The organism is Mycobacterium sp. TH-M103 (assembly GCF_057473785.1).
On sequence record NZ_JBYCLG010000070.1, the window covers coordinates 1 to 21,065 of the forward strand.

The window sequence follows — 21,065 nt, forward strand, 5'->3', positions numbered from 1 at the left end:
GGCGCGTTCGGGGTCACCGCACTGGTCCTGGCGGCCATCTACATGCTGTGGCTCTACCAGCGCGTGATGACCGGACCGGTGGCCGCGGGCAACGAGAAGATCACCGACCTCAAGGCGCGCGAACTGCTCGTCATCGCGCCGTTGATCGCGCTGCTGATCGGTCTCGGGGTCTACCCCAAGCCGGTGCTGGAGCTGATCAACCCCGCCGTCGCCAACACGATGACCACCATCGGCCAGCACGATCCCGCGCCGAGCGTGCCCCCGGGCACCGCGGCACCGGACCGAGCACCCCGCACAGCCGAAGGACCACACCGATGATCCTGCTCCCCTCCCCCAGCATCGAGTACTTCCTGCTGAGCCCGATGCTCATCGTGTTCGGCGTCGCGGTGGCCGGTGTGCTGGCCGAGGCGTTCGTGCCGCGGCGGTTCCGCTACGGCACCCAGGTGGCGCTCGCGCTCGGCGGCTTGGTGGCGGCGTTCGTCGCGGTCGTCGCGGTGAGCCGCTCGGTCTGCACCTCGGGACGCACCGCGGTGCTGGGCGCGATGGCCGTCGACCGCACTGCGCTGTACCTGCAGGGCACCGTGCTGCTGGTGGCCGTGCTCGCGGTCATCTTCATGGCCGAACGCACGCAGGCCAAAGCGGAACGCAAAGCGGCCGTGGGAGTTTCAGGGGCCGCTTCGGCGGCGGCCGGCCTGGATTCCTTCACTCCGCAGGCCTCCGCGGTGCCCGGCAGCGACGCCGAGATCGAGGCCGAACGGGCCGGGGCCGCGCAGACCGAACTCTTCCCGCTGACGATGCTCTCGGTCGGCGGCATGATGGTGTTCCCCGCGTCCAACGACCTGCTGACCATGTTCGTCGCGCTGGAAGTCCTTTCGCTGCCCCTGTATCTGATGTGCGGCCTGGCCCGGCATCGTCGCCTGCTGTCGCAGGAGTCGGCGATGAAGTACTTCCTGCTGGGCGCGTTCTCGTCGGCGTTCTTTCTCTACGGCGTGGCGCTGATCTACGGCGCGACCGGTACGCTGCTGCTGCCCGGCATCCGCAAAGCCTTTGCCGCCCAAGGTGACACGTCGATGGCGTTGGTCGGCGTCGCGCTGCTGTCGGTCGGCCTGCTGTTCAAGGTCGGCGCGGTCCCGTTCCACTCCTGGATTCCCGACGTCTACCAGGGCGCCCCCACTCCGGTCACCGGCTTCATGGCGGCGGCCACCAAGGTCGCGGCGTTCGGCGCGCTGCTGCGGGTGGTGTACGTGGCGCTGCCGCCGCTGCACGACCAGTGGCGCCCGGTGTTGTGGACGATCGCCATCCTGACCATGGCGGTGGGCACGATCACCGCGGTCAACCAGACCGACGTCAAGCGGCTGCTGGCCTACTCGTCGGTCGCCCACGTCGGTTTCATCCTCACCGGCGTCATCGCCGACAACCATTCCGGTCTGTCGGGCACGTTGTTCTATCTGGTCGCCTACAGCTTCAGCACGATGGGGGCGTTCGCGATCGTGAGCCTGATCCGCAACGCCGACGGCGTCGAGGACGCCACCGTGTCCCACTGGGCGGGGCTCGGGCAGCGCTCACCGATCGTGGGCGTGATGTTCTCGATGTTCCTGCTGGCCTTCGCCGGCATCCCGCTGACGAGCGGATTCGTCAGCAAGCTCGCCGTGTTTCGGGCCGCCGCCCAGGGCGGGGCGCTGCCGCTGGTGGTCATCGGTGTGATCGCCAGCGGGGTGGCCGCGTATTTCTATGTGCGCGTGATCGTTTCGATGTTCTTCACCGAGGCCACCGAGGACACGCCCCACGTGGTCGCGCCCGGCATCCTGAGCAAGGCCGCGATCGCCGTGTGCGCCGTGGCCACCGTGGCGCTGGGGATCTTCCCGCAGCCTCTGCTCGACCTGGCCGACCAGGCCGCCCACCTGCTGCACTGAGCCGGCCGCACGCGCTGTTTGCGCCGCTAGCCCTTGGCCGCCGCTTCCGCGCCCGCGCCAAAGCCGGTGCCCTGGTCGGCGATTCCCGCGAAGTCGTCGATGGAGTTGCCCACACCTGAGGTGTAGGTGAGGCCGCCGGCATTGGTGGCCGAATTCGCGATGCCGGAGTTGTTCGCACCCGAGTTGAACATGCCGACGTTGGTGCTGCCCATGTCGGCGATGCCGGTCAGCTGGGTACCCGAGTTGTCGATCCCGACGTTGCCGTCGCCGATGTTTCCGAATCCCGAGCTCGGCACCCCGAGGGCACCGGCGCTCGTGTTCTGGTAGCCGGAGACGTCGACGCCCGAACTGTAGAACCCGGAGACGTCGGTGCCGGAGGTGCTGATGCCGGAGACCGAGCCCGGCTGGGTGATCGCGCTGCCGATGCCGGTGTTGAGGTCCCCGGAGTCGAACAGGCCGGTGTTCAGGCTGCCCGTGTTGAAGAAGCCCGTGTTTCCCCCGACGCCGCCGCGGCCTGCAGCATCGGCGCCGAACCGGCACCGGAGAACATCCGCAGCGAATTGATCTCCGGCGGCAACGTCAGAAAACTCATCGGCCTGTCCTTCCCATGAGGCGTGGCCACACACCGTCCCCCACGGGTCTCGTGTGTCAGAACCTCTCGGCGCGGCACCCGCTACGCGACCGATGAGCAAACATCGCATCGCAAATGCGCGAGATATTGCCAAAAAGTTCGGCAAACCTCCGTTCCGAGCCCACTGGGCAGCCCAACGCGGCCGACACCAAGCCGCTATGCGGCGTTACACGATGGCAACGGCACCGCACCCGGCCCTGCTGCCCGCAAGGCGCGCGCCGGAAACCGCGCTTCGGCTATCGGCCAAACCCGCTACGTGAACGGGCGCGTAGCCAGCACGAAAATCGCCAGCGCGCCCAGCGGGGCGAGCAGCGGCAGCCACGGCAGCTGAAGCGGAAACGACACCGCAATCAAACCGGCCGACGTGAAGCACAGGGCAGCAACCCATGTCGCGCGGCTCCCGATGACCATCGCGGCCGACGGCCCGGTGGCGTGGCGGGACACCAGATAGGCTGCCGCGCAAAGCCCCGACAGGCCGACGGGCACGGGCGGTGGACCGGACAGCGCGATCGCGAACACCACGAGCACAACGGCAAACGTTGCGGCCGGCCGCAACGCCGTCCCGACGGCCACCGCGGTCAGCGCCGCCGCGCACCCGACCATCGCCGCCCCGTGCGAACCGACGGCGACCGATCCCACCATTAGCAGCCCGGATGCCACCGACAGGGCGGGGATGGCCATCCGCGCCGCGCCCGCCATGCCCGCGCTCATCCCCGCACCCGTCGCCCATGCCGCGGCAGCACACCCATGGACTGCTCCAGGGCGGCGCCCTCGGACCAGGACACGATGTCGACACCGACGGTGGCCATGTCGCGATACATGGCGGAGCGCTGCAGCCCCCACAGCTCGTCCACCAGCGGGTCGCGATCGCCCCGGAACGGAGCCCGGTCGAGGACGTCCACCGCCAGGACGACGTGCCCGCGGCGGCGGAGGTCGATCAGCGCCAGCGCGAACTCGGTGTCGAGCAGCGTGGAGAACGCGACGACGATCGCCCCGGCGGGGACAGCCGCGCGTGGCGCCAGGGTGCCGGTGGTGTCCTCGAAGTGCTCGCCGACGTCGAGCACGGTGTCGAGGACACGGAAGAACTGGCGTTGTCCGATGTCGGCGCCGAGCCACCGTGGGCGCCTGCCGCCCAGGGCGACGATTCCCGCGCGATCGCCGTGCCGCAGTGCCGTCTGCACCACCTGGGCCGCCCCGCGTACGACCCTTTCCGTGGCCTCGGTCGCCGGGCCGGCCGGCTGACGATAGGCGTCGATCAGCACCACCACGTCGGCGGCGCGGTCGGTCAGCCGTTGCGTGACATGCAGTTGGCGGCGACGAGCGCTCACCGGCCAGTTCACCGCCCGCAACTGGTCGCCCGGCACGTAGGGTCGAATGTCGGCGTACTCCACGCCCGGCCCGACGTGCCGGGTCAGGTGCGCACCGAGGCGGTCGAGCAACTCGGTCTGCGGGATCGGCGTCGACTGCGGCGGCGTCAGCGGGAACACGACGACGGCGGCGGCGTCGACGGTGGCCGTGCCGGTGAGCAGCCCCCCGCGCGCCACCACGTCCACACGTGCCCGCAGGTAATACCGGCCCCAGCGATGCGCCTTCGCCGCAACCGTTTTCGCCGCACGACCATCGGCGGCGAGGACTTCGAGCCCCATGCCCGCGACGTCCGGGACCAACAGCTCGACGGTCGCGGCCCCGGCGTCTTCGACGGTGGCCCACACCCGGAGCCGTACCCGCTCGTCTTCGAAGCATCGCTGCGACGCGGGGTTGCCGTGCACGCGGACCGGGGGCATCCGAGGCTGCCAGCTGATCGAGCACAGCACACCGAGCAGCGGTGCGGCGAACGCGATCAGCTGCCACCTGCCGCCGATCACCGCGACGGCCAGCGCAGCGCCCGCACTCGTCGCGATCGCCCGCGTCAACGGGGATGCGCGCCAGCGGAACTCGACCGTGCGCGGCTCCGTCACGCCGGACCCGCCAGGCTGTCGCCGCCGCCGGTCCGGGGCACCGGCAGGCGCCGCAACAGCTCCCCGACGACATCGGCGCCCTGGATCTTTCGCACCCACATCTCCGGGCGCAGGGTGATCCGGTGGGCGATCGCCGGGATCGCCAGCGCCTTGACGTCTTCGGGAATCACATAGTCGCGCCCCAGCAACAGCGCACGGGCCCGGGCCAGTTGAACCAGGTCGAGCTCGGCGCGCGGGCTGGCGCCGACCGCGACCTGCGGATGGTGCCGGGTGGCCGCCGCCAGCGACACCACGTAGCGCAGGACGTCGTCGTGCACGGTCACCTGCTCGACGGACTCGCGCATGGCCAGCAGATCGTGCGCGTCCACCACCTGATCGACCACCGGCTCGGACGACCCGCGCTCGAGACGCCGGCGCAGCATGGCGGTCTCGTCGCGCTCGGAGAGGTAACGCAGCTCCAGCCGGATCGCGAACCGGTCCAGCTGCGCCTCCGGCAGCGGGTAGGTGCCTTCGTACTCGATCGGGTTGTCCGTCGCCAGGACTATGAACGGTGTTGGCAGCTGGTGGGTTTCGCCGTCGATGCTGACCTGGCTTTCAGCCATCGCCTCCAGCAGGGCCGCCTGGGTCTTGGGCGGGGTGCGGTTGATCTCGTCGGCGAGCAGCAGGTTGGTGAAGATGGGTCCGGCGCGGAAGGCGAACCGGCCCGACTGCATGTCGTAGATCGTCGAGCCGAGCAGGTCGGCCGGGAGCAGGTCGGGGGTGAACTGCACCCGGGTGAAGCGAAGCCCCAGAGCGGCGGCGAAGGACCGCGCGATGAGCGTCTTGCCCAGTCCCGGCAGGTCTTCGATCAGCACATGCCCGCGGGCGAGCACCGCGGTCAGGATGAGCGTGAGCGCCGAACGCTTGCCCACCACCACGCGTTCGATCTCGTCGATGACTGCACCGCAGTACTCGGTGGTCTTGTCGGCCGGCAGTGCGGTGGGCAACGTCATACCTGCTCCAACTTCCGTAGGATCGCCTCGAGCGCCGCACGGCCGGGGCCGGGCCCCCGGTCACCGCCACGGACGACGTTGTTGGGATTGACCCATTCCCAGAGTTCGGCTCCGAACAGTATCCGCCCACTGGTGTGATACGCGGCGGGGTCCTTCGAAAGCCTTTGGCCGGTTACGAGTTCGTAGCGCCGTGCGAGCATCGGCCGCAGGTGCCGGTCCCAGTCCGCCCGGGTCGAGTCCGACCACCGGATGGTTGTCTCCGTGTTGGCGACCCAACGGCGCAGCGCGTCCCCGAGGTCGTCCGCACCGGGCTCCTCGTCGGGTTGCGGTCCCCTCCCCACGACGCGACGAACGTTGAGCAGCACCAGGGCCAGCGCGACGCCGGTGGCCGCGAGCACGAGTCCGCGGTCGGGCAGGGCCAGCGTCAGCAACTCCACACTGAGGATGAGGAATACCCCAAGGGCGACAAGCCTGTTCATGCGTGGCTCACGGACCGCAGTTCGTCGAGGACCAGCCGCAGCGCCCGGACCGCGACGTCGCGGTGAGCTTCGTTCATCACGTGCGGGCTGAACCGCGCCTCGGCGAAAAGATCGACCAGTTGGACGGCGTTGTCGGCGTGCAGCGCGTGGCGTTCGACGGCGCGGGCCAGCACCTCGGTCGGGGTGTCGAAATCCTGCGGGACGGCGCCCGGAACGTTCGCGAGCTCGCGTTCCATTGCGGCGTAGCAGGCGATGATCGCCTCGCGCGGCTCCCGGCGCAGGTCTGTCATCTCGGCCAGGCCGCGCTCGGCGGCCCGCACCAGCGAGCCCGGGTTCGGTTGCGCCGCAGCGGTTTCGCCCTCTTCCGCGGCGGTTTCGCCCGCGCCCGTCGCGCGCCACCGCCGGCGCGACTCGAGGAGCGTGCCCACGACGAGGATCGGCAGCAGGGGCAGCGTGCAGGCGATCAGGACGCGGGATATGTTGCCGGAGTCGGCTTTCGGCGGTTGCCGGGGCGGCGGGGCCCCGGTGCGCGCCGGGGGCGACACGCTCGCGGATCCCGGCGCGGGGGGCGTGACGTCGTGGCCCACCGCGACCCGGGTCAGCAGCGTCAGCGCCAGCAGCAGGCCCGCGATCACCCCGAGCGCGACCAGCACCACCCGCCAACTCGGCCGGTCGGTGCCGGTGTCGAGCAGCGCGGGCAGGTCCGGCCCGCTGGGCGCGAACCCTCGGGGATCGCGCAGCCGCGCGACGACGGCGATCGCGAGCAGCGTCACCGTCCCGGCCAGGGCCGCGACGACGGCCGTCCAGGCCGCGGCACTGCCGCCCGCCTCGGTGCGGAAGGCCCGGTCGTGGGCCGGAAGATAGCCGCGCAGCGCCACGGCGACCACGAGCAGGAGCACGATCAGCGCCACGACCCGCGCCGTGGGTTTGTCACTACCGGGCATCGGCACACCACTCGACCGGTTAACTGCCGCCGTTGCGGCTTCGGTTTTTCATCCTCGCACGTCAGGCGGCGGTTTCGCCAGGAATCCCGGCGCCGGCCGGTGCTGCGTTGTCCACAGCCCGCATTGCATCCACAACCCGGCCGAACGGGGGCGGTATTCGAACGTTTGTTCGCTACCCTGGACGCATGGTCGCGATGATCCCCGAACAGGCACGAGAGCGGATCGACGCCGCCCTCGACGCGATCGACGCCGCCCATGACGTGCTGCGTGCGACCTCCTCGGATGTGGTGGGCAACGACTTCCGGGTGGACGTCGCCGAACGGCTCGAGACGCAGCACCGCACCAACCGGGGCCTGATGTACCGGTTCTTCGCCGAGATCGCCGAGCCGCCTGACGGCGGCGAGTCCATACCGGCCCAACGCGACCGGCTGTGGGCCCGGCTGCGCATCCCGCCGCGGGAAATCCGGCGCCGCTTCAAGCTGGCCGCGCGAATCCGGCCGCGGCGCTCGCTGACCGGTCCGCCTGTCGCACCGGAGCTTCCGGAGTTGGCGGCGGCACTCGAGGCCGGCGCGGTCGGCGAGGACCACATCCGCGCGGTATGCGACGCGGTCGACGTGCTGCCCTCCTGCGTTTCGGCCTCCGACGTGGCGGATGCCGAGCGAACGCTGGTGCAGCACGCACGGAAACTCGATGCCGGCGTCGTCACCAAGCTGGGCCACCGGATCGCCGACCACCTCAACCCCGACGGCTTGTTCAACGACGAGGATCGGGCCCGTCGCCGCGGGCTACACCTGGGCGCGCAGGGACCGGATGGCATGTCCCGGTTGTCGGGATTGCTGGAACCCGAGGCCCGAGCGTACTTCGAGGCCATCCGCGCGGCCGTGCGTCCGGGACGTCACCAACCCGACGGCGCCGCGCCGCAGGAGCGCGACACGCGCACACCCGCGCAACGCTGCCATGACGCGCTGAAACTCGGTCTCAAGGCTGCGGTCTCGTCCGGTCGGCTGGGATCGCACCGGGGCCACCCCGTCACGGTGGTCGCCACGACCACGCTGGACGATCTCGAGCGAGCCGCCGCAGCGGTTGCCGACGAGTCCGTCCCGATGCCCGCACCCGCGCGGACCGGCGGCGGGTCCAGGCTGCCGATGCCCGACCTCATCCGCATGGCCGCCGATGCGATTCACTACCTGGCCGTGTTCGACGGGCACACCGGCCGGCCGCTGTACCTGGGCCGCCAGAAGCGGATCGCGACAGCCGATCAGCGGCTCATCTGCTACGCCCGCGACCGGGGCTGCACGCGACCCAATTGCCTTGAACCGGGCTATAACTGCGAAGTGCACCATTCGCCGGACTGGGCCGAAGGCGGCCGCACCGACGCCGATTCGTTGCATTTCGCCTGCGGCGGCGACCATGACGGCGCGAGCCGCGGCGAATGGCACACCGAGGTCACCGAAAACGGGCGACTCGGCTGGAGCAAGGGCGACGGCCCACCGGAGATCAACCACGCCCACCATCCCGACGAGCTTTTGCGCGGTGATCTCGATCCGCCGATTCAGGAGGAGTGAGGTGGGATCGGCCGCCGAAGTTTCGGGGCGAGTTTGCCGGGTAGCCGGAGAGAGTCCGGATCCACTCGACCCAGGTCCACTTGAGAATGGGGGAAACATCATGGACAGCAAGAAAAACCACGACAGCCACGCACTCCGCCGTACGTTGGCGGCGATCGGCGCGGGCGTCGCAGGCCTGGCCGTCAGCGCAGGGATCGCGGCCGCGACCGGCGACGCGCGCACGCAGTCCGTCGCGCACGGTTCGCAGGTGAGCTCCCTGCCCGACGAGCCGGCGCCGCCGCCTCCGCCCGGTCCGGTCGGTCCCGGTGTCCCGGGACCGATGCCGGGCGCCCCGGGGCCGATACCCGGCGGGCCGGGGCCGATACCCGGCGGGCCGGGGCCGATGCCCGTTGGGCCGGGGCCTATGCCCGGCGGACCGGGGGGCCCGGCACCGGGGTACTGAGCCCGGGCGGCTCCAGCCCCGGCCGGGCGTGCGGCGCCACCGGCGGCCAAGGCCCCTATTCGGGTTCGAACGGCCGGAAGCTGCCGTCGAGGACCTGCAAATGGCCGATCGTGCGGCCGGTGACCGCGCCCGGATCGACCAACGCCAATTCGACTGCGGCGCGCGCGAATTCGTCGACATCCGCGGTGTGGCCGAATTCGCGCGCATAGTAAGCCAGGCCCGGGGTCATGATGGGCTTGGACGGCGACAAGGCGTTCACCGCGACGTTGTGGTCGGCGAGGTCGTAGGCCGCGCACTGGGTGAGATGCTCGAGCGCCGCCTTCGATCCGCCGTACCCGGGCAGCACTCCCCCGCCGCGGTCGGGGAAGGGGCCGTCGCCGGGCAGCCGGGACGCGACCGAACTGATGTTGACGACCGCGCCCCCGCCCGCGTCGATCATGTCGGGGCACACCCGCTGCATCAGCTCGTAGGCGGCGAAGACCGCGATCTCGAAGTGCCGGCGGTAGGCGGCCAGCGGAATGCTGACGAACCCGGGCCAGCCGGGCTTGGCGCCACCCGCCTTCGCCGCGGGCTTGGCGCGGGGCGCGCCGCCGGGCGCAGGCGGGCGCCCGGGCGCGGTGAAGGCGGCATTGTTCACCAGGATCGTGATGGGCCCCAGGGCATCTCGTGCCGAATCCACCAGCCGGGAGATGTCGTCGGGGTCGGTCAGGTCGGCCCGGACCGCCACGGCGCGGCCACCCGCCGACTCGATTCCGGCGACCGTCTCGCCGATCGTCCCTGGCAGCCGCTCGTCCCACACCTGCTCGGTGCGGCCCGCGACCGCGACGGCCGCACCCTCGGCGGCGAGCGCCGCGGCGATCGCCCGGCCGAGGCCGCGGCTGCCGCCGGTGACGATCGCGGCCCGGCCGGCGAGCCGCCCCGTCATCGCCGCACCCCGTGCACGACGATCGCGGCGGTCTGCTCCACCCACGCCTCGTCGAGTGCGTCTTCCGGGCGCAACAGCATCCGCAGCATCGTCGCTCCTCCGATCAACTCGATCAACCGGTCCGGGTCCACGTCGTCATGCGCCTCGCCCCGCTTGACCGCCTCGCCCAACCGCAGGCGCACCGCGGCGAACACGTCGACGAAACGCGACATGACCCGGGCGTTGAGGGCGGGGTCGGCCGTCATGTCGGCCACCAGGCCGGGCAGGGCGGCGCGCACGACCGGCGTGGTGAACACGTCGCGGGTGGCCTCGATCATCATGCGGACGTCGGCGGCGATGTCGCCGGCCGGCGCCTCCAGCGCGGTGGGTGCCGTCGGGAAGGCCGCCTCGTGCACCAGCTCGGCCTTGCTCGACCACCGCCGGTACAGCGCGGATTTCGTGGTACCGGCCCGCTCGGCGACCGCGGCCAGGCTCAGATTCGAATATCCGATCTGCACAAGCAGTTCCGCGGTTGCCGATAGGATGGCCGAATCGATACGCGGGTCCCGCGGGCGGCCGGCGCCGGGGGCCTTGTCAAGGGCGGACGGGTCTGCTTTCATAACGCTACCTACCGTATCGTAATTGTCGCGCAGAAGTCGCAAAGAATGGGGGCACCCCGTGGCCAACGAACCCGTCCTCGACAAGGTCGACCGGCTGCAGCGCTCGAGCCGCGACGTCAGCACCCTGCCGGGGGTGATGGCGCGGTGGCTGTCCACCGTCCTGCCCGGCGGGGCGACACCGGAGGTGACCGTCGAGAGCGGCGTGGACTCCACGGGCATGTCCTCGGAAACCATAATCCTGACCGCCCGCTGGCAACAGGACGGGCAGCAGATCGAGCAGAAGCTGGTGACCCGGGTGGCCCCCGCCGCCGAAGACGTGCAGGTCTTCCCCACCTACCGGCTCGACCACCAGTTCGAGGTGATACGAAAGGTCGGTCACCTCACCGACGTCCCCGTTCCGCCGGTCCGCTGGCTGGAGTCCACCGGCGACGTGCTGGGCACGCCCTACTTCGTGATGGATTACGTCGACGGCGAGGTGCCGCCCGACGTCATGCCCTACACCTTCGGCAACAACTGGTTCGCCGACGCGCCCGCCGAGCGCCAGCGCGAACTGCAGGACGCCACCGTCGGTGTGCTGGCCAAGCTGCACGCTATACCCCGCGCCGCCGAGGAATTCGGCTTTCTCACCGAGGGCTCCGAGGGCGACACCGCCCTGCGCCGGCACTTCAACTGGGTGCGGTCCTGGTATGACTTCGCGGTGCCCGACATCGGCCGCTCACCGCTGCTGGAGCGGACCTTCGAGTGGCTCGAGGCCCACTGGCCGGCCGAGGCGGCCGCCGCCGAACCAGTCCTGCTGTGGGGCGACGCCCGGGTGGGCAACGTGTTGTACCGCGACTTCCAGCCGGTGGCGGTGCTCGACTGGGAGATGGTGACACTCGGCCCGCGTGAGCTCGACGTCGCGTGGATGATCTACGCGCACATGGTCTTTCAGGAACTCACCGGCCTCGCCGGGCTACCGGGCCTGCCGCAGGTGATGCGCGAGGACGACGTCCGCGCCACTTACGAACGGCTCGCCGGCGTCGAAATAGGCGACCTGCGTTGGTTCTACGTGTACTCGGGTGTGATGTGGGCGTGCGTGTTCATGCGCACCGGCGCCCGTCGGGTGCACTTCGGGGAGATGGAGAGGACCGACGACCCCAATTTCGCAGAATCGCTGTTCTATCACGCCGGATTGATGCGCCGTTTGATCGGCGAGGGTCTCATCGGAGAGGACCAGTAATGTCGCACAGGCTAGGCCCGCTGGACGAATTCCCGGTGCACCAGATCCCGCAGCCCATCGCGTGGCCGGGCTCCAGCGACCGTAACTTCTACGACCGTGCCTACTTCAACGCCCACGACCGCACTGGGGACATCTTCGTCGTCAGCGGCATCGGCTACTACCCGAACCTGGGCGTCAAGGACGCTTTCCTGCTCGTCCGGCGCGGCGACACCCAGACCGCGGTGCACCTGTCCGACGCCATCGACCAAGACCGCCTCAACCAGAACGTCAACGGCTACCGCATCGAGGTCATCGAGCCGCTGCGCAAACTGCGCCTGATCCTCGACGAAACCGACGGCATCGCAGCCGACCTCACCTGGGAAGGCCTGTTCGACGTCGTGCAGGAACAGCCGCATGTGCTGCGGTCGGGCAATCGGGTGACGCTCAGCGCGCAGCGGTTCGCCCAATTGGGCTCCTGGAGCGGACGCCTGGCCGTCGACGGCGACGAGTTCGCCGTCGACCCCGCGACCTGGATCGGCAGCCGGGACCGGTCCTGGGGCATCCGGCCGATCGGCGAGCCCGAGCCGGCGGGCCGCCCCGCCGATCCGCCCTTCGAGGGCATGTGGTGGCTGTACGTGCCCATGGCGTTCGACGACTTCGCGATCGTGCTGATCATCCAGGAGGAGCCCGACGGCTTCCGCTCGCTCAACGACTGCACCCGGGTCTGGCGCGACGGCCGCGTCGAGCAGCTGGGCTGGCCGCGGGTCAAGATCCACTACCGTTCCGGCACGCGCATCCCGACCGGGGCGACGATCGACGCCACCGCACCGGACGGCACCCCGGTCCACTTCGACGTGGAGTCCAAGCTGCCCGTCCCCATCCACGTCGGCGGCGGCTACGGCGGCGACTCCGACTGGCTGCACGGCATGTGGAAGGGCGAGAAGTTCGTCGAACGGCTGACCTACGACATGACCGACCCGGCGATCGTCGCGCGCTCCGGGTTCGGCGTGATCGACCACGTGGGCCGCGCTTTGTGCCGCGAGGGCGACGCGGAGCCGGTGGAGGGTTGGGGGCTCTACGAGCACGGCGCGCTGGGCCGCCACGACCCGTCCGGGTTCGCCGACTGGCTGTCGGTCGCCCCCTGACGCTGGGCATTCTCGCCCGAGTGCGGTTCACTAGACGGCGTGACGAATCCGCCGCCCCCCGACGCCGGATCCTGGAGCGTGGACGTCGTGGTGGTCGGCGCCGGCTTCGCCGGGCTGGCCGCCGCGCGCGAACTGACCCGGCTGGGCCATGACGTGGTGGTCCTGGAGGGCCGCGAACGCGTCGGCGGCCGCTCGTTCACCGGCAGCGTCGCCGGGCTGCCCGCCGACATGGGCAGCACCTTCGTCGGCCCCACCCAGGACGCGGTGCTGGCGTTGGCGGCCGAACTGCAGATCCCGACCACCCCGACCCACCACCACGGCCGGAGCATCATCCAGTGGCGCGGCTGGGCGCGCCCCTACCACGGCACCATTCCGAAGCTCTCGCTGGCGGGGCTGATCGACATCGGCCGGCTGCGCTGGCAGTTCGAGCGGATCGCGCGCGGCATCCCGCTGGCGGACCCGTGGAACGCGCGCCGCGCCCGCGAACTCGATGCCCAGTCGCTCGGCGACTGGTTGCGCTCGGTGCGCGCCTCCGCCTCCTCCCGCGACCTGCTGGCGATCGTGTCCCGGGTGAGCTGGGGGTGCGAACCCGACGAGGTGTCGATGCTGCACGCCGCCCGGTACGTGCGCGCCGCCGGCGGCCTGGACCGGATGCTCGACGTCGAGAACGGGGCCCAGCAGGACCGTTTCCCGGGCGGCACGCAGCAGATCGCCGACGCGGTGGCGGCCGAGCTCGGCCCGCGCATCGTGCTCGAGGCACCGGTGCGGCGCATCGAGCGCAATGGCGCGGGCGTGGCGGTCACCTGCGACCGCGGCCGAGCCGAGGCCGGATTCGTCATCGTCGCCGTTCCGCCCGCCCACCGCGCCTCGATCGAATTCACTCCCCCGCTGCCCGAGGAGTACGACGAACTCGCCCGGCACTGGCCGCAGGGGCGCCTGAGCAAGGCCTATGCGGCCTACTCCACGCCGTTCTGGCGGGCCGACGGCTTCTCCGGCCAGGCCCTCTCCGACGAGGGTCCCGTCTTCATCACCTTCGACGTCAGCCCCCAAGCCGACGGGCCGGGCATACTGATGGGCTTCGTCGACGCCCGCGCGTTCGACTCACTGCCCGCCGACCAGCGCCGCCGCGAGGCGTTGCGTTGCTTCGCGTCGCTGTTCGGCAGCGACGCGCTCAAACCCCTCGACTACGTCGACCATCGTTGGGGCACAGAAGAATTCGCACCGGGTGGCCCGACGGCGGCGGTACCGCCGCGGTCGTGGACCCGGTCCGGGCCGTACCTGCGCCGGCCCGTCGGGCCGATCCATTGGGCCGGCACCGAAACGGCCGACGAATGGACCGGATTTCTCGACGGCGCCATCCGATCCGGCCGCCGTGCGGCCGCCGAGGTCACGGCCCTGCTGTGAGCCGCCCCTTCAGGAGCTGATGCGCCGCAGGTCGCGGCTGACCGACCCGGCGAGCTCCCGCAGATGGCGGTTCACCGCGGCGGGCTGTTCCAGCATCGAGCAGTGACCGCCGGGCAACTCGACCAGGCCGACGACGTTGGGCGCGGTGCGCGCGATCGCGCGGGATTGGCTGATGGGCGTCAGCCGGTCGCGCTCGCTGCCGATCACCAGCGTCGGCACCGTGAGGCCCTCCAGGTCGAGGTGGCGAGACCCCAGCGAGCCGACCAGCATCCGCGCGCACCCGCCACGCCCCGCGGCCGAGGTCTGCGCGAACAGCTCGTAGACGAGCGTGGCCGCGCTCGGGTCCGCGTCCTTGGCGACCGCCAGCATCGCGACCAGGTAACGACTCGGGACGCGGGCGACGCCGGGCAGCGGGAACCCGCCGAACGCACCGATCAGCCCGCGCACGAGCAGGTCGCGGGCCGGCGACAGCCGGCGCGGCACCGGCAGCAGGCTCACCTTGCTGACCAGGTCGCCGGTCGTGGTGTTGATCAGGGCCACCGCGTCGGCGCGCCGGTGCACCTTGTGCCGGTAGCGCGCCGACCAGGCCGCGATCGTGATGCCGCCCATCGAATGCCCGGCCAGCACCGCCCGTTCGTGCGGCGCCAGTGTCGCCTCGAGCACGCAATCCAGGTCCGCGGCGAGGGCCTCGAGGGTGTAGCCGTTGCCGCGCGGGACGCCGCTGCGCCCGTGGCCCCGGTGGTCGAAGGCGATCACCCGGTAGTCGGTGGCCAGGTCGGCGATCTGGTATGCCCACGCGCGGATCGCGCAGGTGATGCCGTGGGTCAGCACGATCGGATAGCCGTCCGGCGGCCCGAACACCTCGGCGTGCAGCGGGGTGCCGTCGGCCGCGCGCACGGTCAGCTCCCGGCTGGGCGGCAACACCTCGGACAGTCCGTCGTCGCCGCGGGCGGATCGTCTGGGACTCATCGCGGTTTCCCCTCCAATGCGGCCACGCTGCCACGGTTTCGGATCCCGCGAGTCTAGCCTGACGCCGACGTCAATTCCGGCAGATTCGCCTTCGCTTTCCGGTCCTATTCGGCGGTCACCGCGCAGGAGGCCAGCAGCCGCAGCGCCTCCTCGGACCGCGAGCGCGGTTCGGCGGTGTAGCCGAACAACGACAACCCGCCCGTGCCGATGTCGAGCATGTTGCACCTGAGCACTTGTTCCCCGACGTCGGCATGGGGGAAGCGCTTCACGCCGTGGCGGTGCGCCTTGACGTTGAGCGCCGCCCAGCGGCTGCGGAAGTCCTCGCTGCGGGTGGTGAGCTCCCCGACGAGCCGGGTGACGGCCGGCGAGTCCGGGGAGCGCGCGGCCTCGCCCTGCAGTAGGGAGACGGCGTCGTCGGCCGCGATGTCCCACTCCGGGAAGACCCGACCGGCGGTGGCATCGAAGAAGATGAACCGCGCCAGGTTCGGCGTTGCCACGGCGCGGGCGAACAGCGCCGCGCCTCACCGCTCCAGCGCCTCCGCGCAGGCGTCGAGAATCGCCTCGAAACTCGAGCGCAGCACCCGGTGGCTGACCGCCTCGAGCAGCCGTCCGCCCGCCCAGGCGGGGTGGGTGTAGTTGGTGAGCCAGTCGACGTGGGTGCCGGTTCCCGCCGGGGTGAAGGTCAGCGTGCCGCCCTCGTGGCGGAACGGCGGAAATGACCGGACGATCAGGTAGGTGTAGCCGTGGGGGCCGGTCGTAGGCGGTGATCTCCTCGCGGAACCAGGTGCCGACGCCGGTGACCTCGCGCAGGCAAATCCGGCGACAGACCCGCGGCAAGGCGCGACAAAGCCGCGACGCCGCCGGCCGAGGCGCCGATCGCCATGACTCCGCGCAGCATGTTCTCGCCGTTCGCGTTGATCACCACCCTCGGCTACCCCCATCGAGCGCAGGTAACCCGGAAGGTCCTAGCTAGTGCCCCGATCGGGCATTTCAGGCGGTGACACGCCAAGTTTCGGCGGCCCGGGCGTGGCGCGGCGGGTTTTCCCGGTCGCCGGGCGGGGCATCCCCGGACAAAGACGTCACAAACACCACAGACAGGAGGCCGCATCGTGCCGTCGTCCATCAAGAACGAGAAGCTCTACGAGGATCTGCGCCGGCAGGGCGACTCCAAGGAGAAGGCCGCGCGGATCTCCAACGCGGCCGCCGCGCAGGGCAAGTCGTCGATCGCGCGCAAGGGCGGCAGGGCCGGCTCCTACACCGACTGGACGGTGCCGGAGCTGAAGAGGCGCGCCAAAGAGCTTGGCATCTCGGGGTATTCGGACCTGACCAAGGACAAGCTGATCGCCAAGCTACGCAGCCACTGATCAATCACTGATCAATCACAGAGGCCGAGCCGCTTCGGCCAGCACCACGAAGGCGGAAGCGAAGTCGTTGTCGCCGGTCTGGGACCTGATCTGTTCCCAGTCGAGCCGCTCCCGCACCGCCGGCAGCTGCGTCGCGAAGTCGCAGAAGTGCTCGTCGAGGGCGCGCAGTGCCGTTCGGCGCGGTCCAGCAGGTCCGTCCGCACCGCCACACCGTTGACGCGATGCAGGCACGTCGACGACCGCGTTCCCAGCCCGGGCCTGGAACAGCCAGCCCTCCGGGGGCGTTCGATGCCGAATCCCGCGCGCTGCAGGGCGGCCGCGGCGTCGGCCACATCGGCTTCGGCGACCACCAGATCACGTCGTGATTCGGTTCAGGCGCCCCGTGAGCCCGCGGCGCATGGCCCCGGCCAGGGCGAACCGCGGCCCGCCCTCCTTGAGCGCCGACGCCGCCGCGCGCAGCGCCTCCCGCAGCCGGCCGTCGTGCACGGGCGGGCCCGGGGATCTGTGCTGCCATGGTCACTACGTCATACCCCGCGACCCTGGCTGGCAGCCCGACGGCCCGACGCCATTGCGCCCCAGCGTTTGTCGTCTGTTTAAGCAACGGCCGGATTGGCAAACCAAGTAGCTATGCCAGCCCCAGTCCTGAGAGCCTACGACGGGGCTGCCGTCGTGATTCCCGCCCACAACGAGCGGGCGAAGCTGCCGGCGTGCCTGCGCGCGGTGCTGACCGCGGCCCTGTGCGCCCCGGTTCCGGTCACCGTCGTGGTCGTGCTCGACGACACCGACGATGACAGCGCCCAACTGGCCGGCGAGTACGGGCCCGACGTGCACTTCGTATGCGTCGACGCCCGCAACGTCGGCACCGCGCGGGCCGTGGGCTTCGGCTATGCCCGGTCGCTGCACGGGCCCGGCGCCCGGTGCTGGTACGCCACCACCGATGCCGACAGCCGCGTCGACCCCGGCTGGCTGGTCCGCCAGCTCGAGACGGGGGCCGACATGGTGCTGGGCGTGGTGCGCGTGACCGACTGGCACCAGCACTCCCCCGACGTCGCCGACCGGTTCCTGCGGGCCTACGAGGGCGGCGCGGGGGACCCGCACGACCACATCCACGGCGCGAACATGGGCTTTTCCGCCCGAGCCTACTGGCGGGTCGGCGGGTTCCGCCCGCTGGCCTCCGGCGAGGACGTCGACCTGGTCGAGCGTTTCGAGTCCGCCGGCTGTTCCATCCACCGGGACACCGGGATATCGGTCATCACGTCGGCGCGGACCCGGGCCCGCGCCCCGCACGGCTTCGCCCATCACCTCCGCCGACTGGGCACGCCGGCGACGGGGGACTGCGCGTGACGGCGGGATTGGTCAAGCACTGGCTGGAGACCGGACGGCTGGAGTTGCCGCTGCCGGCCTCGGGTCGCACCGCCGAGCGCTGGCAGGGTCTGGCCCTGCTGGCCGAGGAGGACATCGTGGCGGCCCGCATCGCCGAGGCCCACGTCGACGCCGTCGCCATCCTCGACGAGCTCGGCGGCAAGCCGCCCGATCCCGGCCAGCTGTGGGGCGTGTGGGCCGCCGAGGCCCGCGACGCGCTGCTGACGGCCGCCGAAGCCGGCGGCGCGTTCACCCTGAACGGCACCAAGGTCTGGTGCTCGGGTGCCGGCTTCTGCACCCATGCGCTGGTGACGGCGCGACTCGCCGACGGAACGCGCGGCCTGTTCGCGGTGTCGGCGCTCGATGCCACCGTCAAGGCCCTGCCGACCACGTGGTGGAACGCCGGGATGGCCGGCAGCGACACCCGGCCGGTGCAGTTCACCAACACCCAGGCCGTCGCCGTGGGCGGCCCCGGCGACTACCTGAGCCGGCCCGGGTTCTGGCACGGCGCGATCGGGGTGGCCGCGTGCTGGCTCGGCGGCGCCCGCCGGGTTGCCGAACCGCTGTACCGTTGCGCGGGAAGCGAATCCGCGGACGCCTACTCGCTGGCCCATTTGGGCGCGGTGGATGCCGCCCTCGCGGCCGGCGAGGCGATGCTGAGCACCGCCGCCGCCCACATCGACGCCGACCCGTTCGACCGGACCGACACCGCCCAACTGCTCGCGCGCCGCGTCCGCAGCGTCGTGGAGCACGCGGCCGACGAGGCGATCACCCGCACCGGCCGGGCCCTGGGCCCCGGGCCGCTGTGCCAGGACGGCCGGCACGCCCAGCGGGTGGCCGACCTCACCATCTACATCCGGCAGAGCCACGCGGAGCGCGACCTGGCCGAGCTCGGCAAGCTTGCGGGACAACACCGTTGACCGCGCTGACGGCCCTGCCGGCCGGCAACTGCGAACGGTTCGCGGCCAAGCCGCTGACCCGCGGCGGCACACCGCTGCCGGTGTGGCTGACCGCCCTGGGCCGCGGGCCCCTGCCGCCGCTGGACCTCACCGGGTGCCAGCGCCTGGTGGTCGTCGCCCCGCACCCCGACGACGAGACCCTGGGGATGGGCGCCACGATCGCGCACCTGGCCTACGCGGGGGTCGACGTCCAGGTGGTGTCGGTCAGCGACGGCGGCGCCGCCTACCCGGGGGCGACGGCGTTGCAGCGGATCCGCCTGGAGACGACACGCCGCCACGAGTTAAGCAGGGCGGCACGGGTTTTAGGGATTCCCCCTGCGCTGTCGCTCGGCCTGCCCGACGGGGAGGTCGCCGACCACGAGGACGCCCTCACCGAGGTGCTCGCCGGCGTTCTCGGCGCCGCCGGGCCGGACACCTGGTGTGCGGCCACCTGGCGCGGCGACGGGCACCCCGATCACGAGGCCGTGGGGCGCGCGGCGGCGGCGGCCTGCGCGCGCACCGACGCCACGCTGCTCGAGTTCCCGGTGTGGATGTGGCACTGGGCCAACCCCGCCGACTCCGTGGTGCCGTGGGAGCGCGCCCACACCGTGGCCGTACCCGGTCGCGCGGTCTCTCGAAAAAAGCTTGCCGCGCAATGCTTTCGCAGTCAGTTCGAGCCGTGCCACGGGGCGTCGGCGCCGGTGCTGCCCGGGTTCGTGCTGCCGCGGCTGCTCGCGGTGGGCGAAGTGGTCTTCCGGTGAGCACCCGGCTTCCCGACGCGTACTTCGACCGGCTCTACGCCGGCGAGGACGACCCCTGGCGGCTGTCGACGCGGTGGTACGAGGAGCGTAAATACGCGATCACCCTGGCGATGCTGCCCGGCCGCCGCTACCGGCACGCGTTCGAGCCGGGGTGCTCGATCGGCACGCTGACCGAACTGCTGGCACGGCGTTGCAACCGAGTGGCCGCGGTGGACGTGGCCGACGCCGCGCTGCGCGGCGCGGACCGGCGGCTGCGGGCGGCCGGCTGCCGTGAGCGGGTGGACCTGGCGCGGGCCTCCCTGGACGAGGCGTGGCCGCGCGGACCCTTCGACCTGGTGGTGCTCAGCGAGGTCGGATATTACCTGCAGGCCGACGCGCTGGCCGCCGTGCTGGATCGTGAATGCGCTCGGCTGCAGCCGGGCACCACCGTCGTCGCCGCCCACTGGCGCCACCCCGTTGCCGACTACCCGATCGGCGGCGATGCGGCGCACCGTGTCGTCGCGCGCACGCCCGGCCTGGCGTCGCTGGGGTGCTACCGCGACCGCGACGTCGTCGTCGAGGTGTTCGGCCTCGGCGACGGGCGGTCGGTGGCGGCGCGCGAGCGCGTGCCCGGTGCTGGCCCGTGACGTGCGTGGCTTCCCCGGCCCGCGGCTGCTGATCGGGATCTCAATCTCACCCCGGCGGCGGTGCGGCGCAGGTAGGGCATGCGGCCGCTCGCGGTCGCCGCCACGTTCCCGGCCGACACGCCCGACCGCCAGCTCGACCACATCCTCACCGACGATCCCGCCCTGCGGGCGGGCGCCACCGAGTCCGAGTCGATGCCGATCTCGACCACCGGCCGCTGGCCGTCAGCCTGGAACGCCGGGGCCCTCAGGCGCCCTGATCGGCCGGCCAGCCGAGGGCGACGAGGCGATCGCGTACGCGGTCGATGTCGTCCAGGGACGGCATCTCGTTGGTGACCCGGCTGATCTCCACGCCCATGTCGGCGGCGCCGGCCGGGACCCCCCGGCCCCGAATCCGTTCGGTGATCGCGACGATCTCGTCGTCGGAGAGCCGGCGGGGAAGCAATACGAACAACGGCACGTATCCAGTTGCCGGCACGCCCGCGGGGTAGCCCGCGCGCAGGAAGCCGACCACTCTGGACACCACGTTCGCCATCGTCAACCCGCCTCGCTCGCTTCGCCGCACGCTACCGGCGGCAGCCCTGGGCTCGGATACCGCCTCCGGCGGATTTCAAAACCCATGCCGGCGACCCCAGGTGGACGCATTGTCGCACTCCCACGACGGCGGGCCCGGCCCAACGCGCCCGACCATGCGGTCGTGCTGGGCCCCGACGTCGACACCTGGCTCAAAGAACAGGTGACACCCGGCGCGGCCGCGGCGCAAACGCCGAACTGCTGACGCGCCGAACCCACCCCAGAGCGTAAGGGATACAACATGTCTCGCACCCGTAGTCGAGACGGCGCCGGGTGCGGG

General features: G+C 71.4%; 22 protein-coding genes and 5 pseudogenes. 13 read left to right on the top strand and 14 right to left on the bottom strand.

The features are described 5' to 3' along the window. Together AC2VOR_RS03955 and nuoN are read left to right on the top strand one after the other, a co-directional pair. A pseudogene (locus AC2VOR_RS03955) lies at positions 1-318 on the top strand (NADH-quinone oxidoreductase subunit M); the annotation flags it as partial. Next, positions 318-1,913 (top strand): NADH-quinone oxidoreductase subunit NuoN, encoded by a 1,596-nt coding sequence (gene nuoN, locus AC2VOR_RS03960; protein WP_369741707.1) that lies wholly within the window; start codon positions 318-320, stop codon positions 1,911-1,913. The pseudogene AC2VOR_RS03955 and the gene nuoN, both read left to right, overlap by 1 nt. A gap of 26 nt (positions 1,914-1,939) precedes the next feature. Here nuoN and AC2VOR_RS03965 read toward each other — a convergent pair whose 3' ends face one another. The 7 genes and pseudogenes from AC2VOR_RS03965 to AC2VOR_RS03995 all read right to left on the bottom strand — a co-directional run bounded on the left by AC2VOR_RS03965 (position 1,940) and on the right by AC2VOR_RS03995 (position 6,917). Continuing rightward, positions 1,940-2,209, bottom strand: coding sequence for a hypothetical protein (locus tag AC2VOR_RS03965; RefSeq protein ID WP_369739860.1), 270 nt, complete (start codon positions 2,207-2,209; stop codon positions 1,940-1,942). Between the two features lie 206 nt (positions 2,210-2,415). Next, positions 2,416-2,505 (bottom strand): annotated as a pseudogene (locus AC2VOR_RS03970) (PPE domain-containing protein); the annotation flags it as partial. Between the two features lie 291 nt (positions 2,506-2,796). Then, complete coding sequence (locus tag AC2VOR_RS03975; protein ID WP_369741708.1) at positions 2,797-3,243, bottom strand: hypothetical protein; 447 nt, start codon at positions 3,241-3,243, stop codon at positions 2,797-2,799. Between the two features lie 8 nt (positions 3,244-3,251). Then, positions 3,252-4,502 carry a DUF58 domain-containing protein gene (locus tag AC2VOR_RS03980; RefSeq protein ID WP_369739862.1) on the bottom strand — a complete coding sequence of 417 codons (1,251 nt, stop codon included), beginning with the start codon at positions 4,500-4,502 and terminating at the stop codon, positions 3,252-3,254. Further along, positions 4,499-5,494: an AAA family ATPase gene (locus tag AC2VOR_RS03985; protein ID WP_369739863.1), complete on the bottom strand. Its 996-nt coding sequence runs from the start codon at positions 5,492-5,494 to the stop codon at positions 4,499-4,501. Before AC2VOR_RS03985 ends, AC2VOR_RS03980 begins: the two co-directional genes overlap by 4 nt. After that, a complete protein-coding gene (locus tag AC2VOR_RS03990; protein ID WP_369739864.1) occupies positions 5,491-5,973 on the bottom strand; it encodes a hypothetical protein in 483 nt (160 codons plus the stop codon). Before AC2VOR_RS03990 ends, AC2VOR_RS03985 begins: the two co-directional genes overlap by 4 nt. Beyond that, positions 5,970-6,917, bottom strand: a complete 948-nt coding sequence (locus tag AC2VOR_RS03995) for a DUF4129 domain-containing protein (RefSeq protein WP_369739866.1) — start codon at positions 6,915-6,917, stop codon at positions 5,970-5,972. The genes AC2VOR_RS03990 and AC2VOR_RS03995 overlap by 4 nt, the downstream gene beginning before the upstream one ends. Positions 6,918-7,111: 194 nt before the next feature. Here AC2VOR_RS03995 and AC2VOR_RS04000 point away from each other — a divergent pair, with 194 nt between their 5' ends. Beyond that, positions 7,112-8,482, top strand: coding sequence for a 13E12 repeat family protein (locus tag AC2VOR_RS04000; RefSeq protein ID WP_369741709.1), 1,371 nt, complete (start codon positions 7,112-7,114; stop codon positions 8,480-8,482). Between the two features lie 497 nt (positions 8,483-8,979). On the opposite strand, the gene AC2VOR_RS04005 is transcribed toward AC2VOR_RS04000, so the two are convergent. Further along, positions 8,980-9,849, bottom strand: a complete 870-nt coding sequence (locus AC2VOR_RS04005) for an SDR family NAD(P)-dependent oxidoreductase (protein WP_369739869.1) — start codon at positions 9,847-9,849, stop codon at positions 8,980-8,982. Beyond that, positions 9,846-10,448 carry a TetR/AcrR family transcriptional regulator gene (locus AC2VOR_RS04010; RefSeq protein WP_486963240.1) on the bottom strand — a complete coding sequence of 201 codons (603 nt, stop codon included), beginning with the start codon at positions 10,446-10,448 and terminating at the stop codon, positions 9,846-9,848. The genes AC2VOR_RS04005 and AC2VOR_RS04010 overlap by 4 nt, the downstream gene beginning before the upstream one ends. A 58-nt stretch (positions 10,449-10,506) precedes the next feature. Here AC2VOR_RS04010 and AC2VOR_RS04015 point away from each other — a divergent pair, with 58 nt between their 5' ends. From AC2VOR_RS04015 to AC2VOR_RS04025, 3 genes are read left to right on the top strand one after another with little or no spacing between them, the layout of a single operon-like run. Beyond that, positions 10,507-11,667: a phosphotransferase family protein gene (locus AC2VOR_RS04015; RefSeq protein WP_369739872.1), complete on the top strand. Its 1,161-nt coding sequence runs from the start codon at positions 10,507-10,509 to the stop codon at positions 11,665-11,667. Further along, the gene (locus tag AC2VOR_RS04020; protein WP_369739873.1) at positions 11,667-12,791 is read left to right on the top strand and encodes an Rv3169 family protein; all 1,125 of its coding nucleotides are present in this window, start codon (positions 11,667-11,669) and stop codon (positions 12,789-12,791) included. Before AC2VOR_RS04015 ends, AC2VOR_RS04020 begins: the two co-directional genes overlap by 1 nt. 39 nt (positions 12,792-12,830) lie before the next feature. After that, the gene (locus AC2VOR_RS04025; protein ID WP_369739874.1) at positions 12,831-14,195 is read left to right on the top strand and encodes a flavin monoamine oxidase family protein; all 1,365 of its coding nucleotides are present in this window, start codon (positions 12,831-12,833) and stop codon (positions 14,193-14,195) included. A 9-nt stretch (positions 14,196-14,204) separates the two neighbouring features. On the opposite strand, the gene AC2VOR_RS04030 is transcribed toward AC2VOR_RS04025, so the two are convergent. The 3 genes and pseudogenes from AC2VOR_RS04030 to AC2VOR_RS04040 all read right to left on the bottom strand — a co-directional run. Then, on the bottom strand, positions 14,205-15,164 hold the full coding sequence (locus tag AC2VOR_RS04030) for an alpha/beta fold hydrolase (protein ID WP_369741710.1): 960 nt from the start codon (positions 15,162-15,164) through the stop codon (positions 14,205-14,207). 104 nt (positions 15,165-15,268) lie between these two features. Beyond that, complete coding sequence (locus tag AC2VOR_RS04035) at positions 15,269-15,676, bottom strand: MmyB family transcriptional regulator (RefSeq protein WP_369741711.1); 408 nt, start codon at positions 15,674-15,676, stop codon at positions 15,269-15,271. Between the two features lie 9 nt (positions 15,677-15,685). Further along, positions 15,686-15,974: pseudogene (locus tag AC2VOR_RS04040) on the bottom strand (SRPBCC family protein); the annotation flags it as partial. 296 nt (positions 15,975-16,270) lie between these two features. Between AC2VOR_RS04040 and AC2VOR_RS04045 the strand changes: the two are divergent. Further along, positions 16,271-16,528 carry a DUF7218 family protein gene (locus tag AC2VOR_RS04045; RefSeq protein ID WP_369741712.1) on the top strand — a complete coding sequence of 86 codons (258 nt, stop codon included), beginning with the start codon at positions 16,271-16,273 and terminating at the stop codon, positions 16,526-16,528. Positions 16,529-16,543: 15 nt separating this feature from the next. Here AC2VOR_RS04045 and AC2VOR_RS04050 read toward each other — a convergent pair. After that, positions 16,544-17,014 (bottom strand): annotated as a pseudogene (locus AC2VOR_RS04050) (hypothetical protein). A gap of 141 nt (positions 17,015-17,155) precedes the next feature. Here AC2VOR_RS04050 and AC2VOR_RS04055 point away from each other — a divergent pair. The 5 genes and pseudogenes from AC2VOR_RS04055 to AC2VOR_RS04075 form a co-directional block, all read left to right on the top strand. Continuing rightward, positions 17,156-17,872: a glycosyltransferase family 2 protein gene (locus tag AC2VOR_RS04055; RefSeq protein WP_369739875.1), complete on the top strand. Its 717-nt coding sequence runs from the start codon at positions 17,156-17,158 to the stop codon at positions 17,870-17,872. Further along, the gene (locus AC2VOR_RS04060) at positions 17,869-18,810 is read left to right on the top strand and encodes an acyl-CoA dehydrogenase family protein (RefSeq protein WP_369739876.1); all 942 of its coding nucleotides are present in this window, start codon (positions 17,869-17,871) and stop codon (positions 18,808-18,810) included. Before AC2VOR_RS04055 ends, AC2VOR_RS04060 begins: the two co-directional genes overlap by 4 nt. A gap of 5 nt (positions 18,811-18,815) precedes the next feature. Next, positions 18,816-19,589: a PIG-L deacetylase family protein gene (locus AC2VOR_RS04065; RefSeq protein ID WP_369741713.1), complete on the top strand. Its 774-nt coding sequence runs from the start codon at positions 18,816-18,818 to the stop codon at positions 19,587-19,589. After that, positions 19,586-20,215: an SAM-dependent methyltransferase gene (locus AC2VOR_RS04070; RefSeq protein ID WP_369739878.1), complete on the top strand. Its 630-nt coding sequence runs from the start codon at positions 19,586-19,588 to the stop codon at positions 20,213-20,215. The genes AC2VOR_RS04065 and AC2VOR_RS04070 overlap by 4 nt, the downstream gene beginning before the upstream one ends. Next, positions 20,211-20,472 (top strand): annotated as a pseudogene (locus AC2VOR_RS04075) (endonuclease/exonuclease/phosphatase family protein); the annotation flags it as partial. The gene AC2VOR_RS04070 and the pseudogene AC2VOR_RS04075, both read left to right, overlap by 5 nt. Here AC2VOR_RS04075 and AC2VOR_RS04080 read toward each other — a convergent pair. Then, positions 20,460-20,747 (bottom strand): DUF3349 domain-containing protein, encoded by a 288-nt coding sequence (locus tag AC2VOR_RS04080; RefSeq protein ID WP_369741714.1) that lies wholly within the window; start codon positions 20,745-20,747, stop codon positions 20,460-20,462. The pseudogene AC2VOR_RS04075 and the gene AC2VOR_RS04080 sit on opposite strands and share 13 nt — an antisense overlap. A gap of 84 nt (positions 20,748-20,831) precedes the next feature. Here AC2VOR_RS04080 and AC2VOR_RS04085 point away from each other — a divergent pair, with 84 nt between their 5' ends. Continuing rightward, positions 20,832-20,990, top strand: a complete 159-nt coding sequence (locus tag AC2VOR_RS04085; RefSeq protein ID WP_369739880.1) for a hypothetical protein — start codon at positions 20,832-20,834, stop codon at positions 20,988-20,990. Positions 20,991-21,065 lie beyond the last annotated feature (75 nt).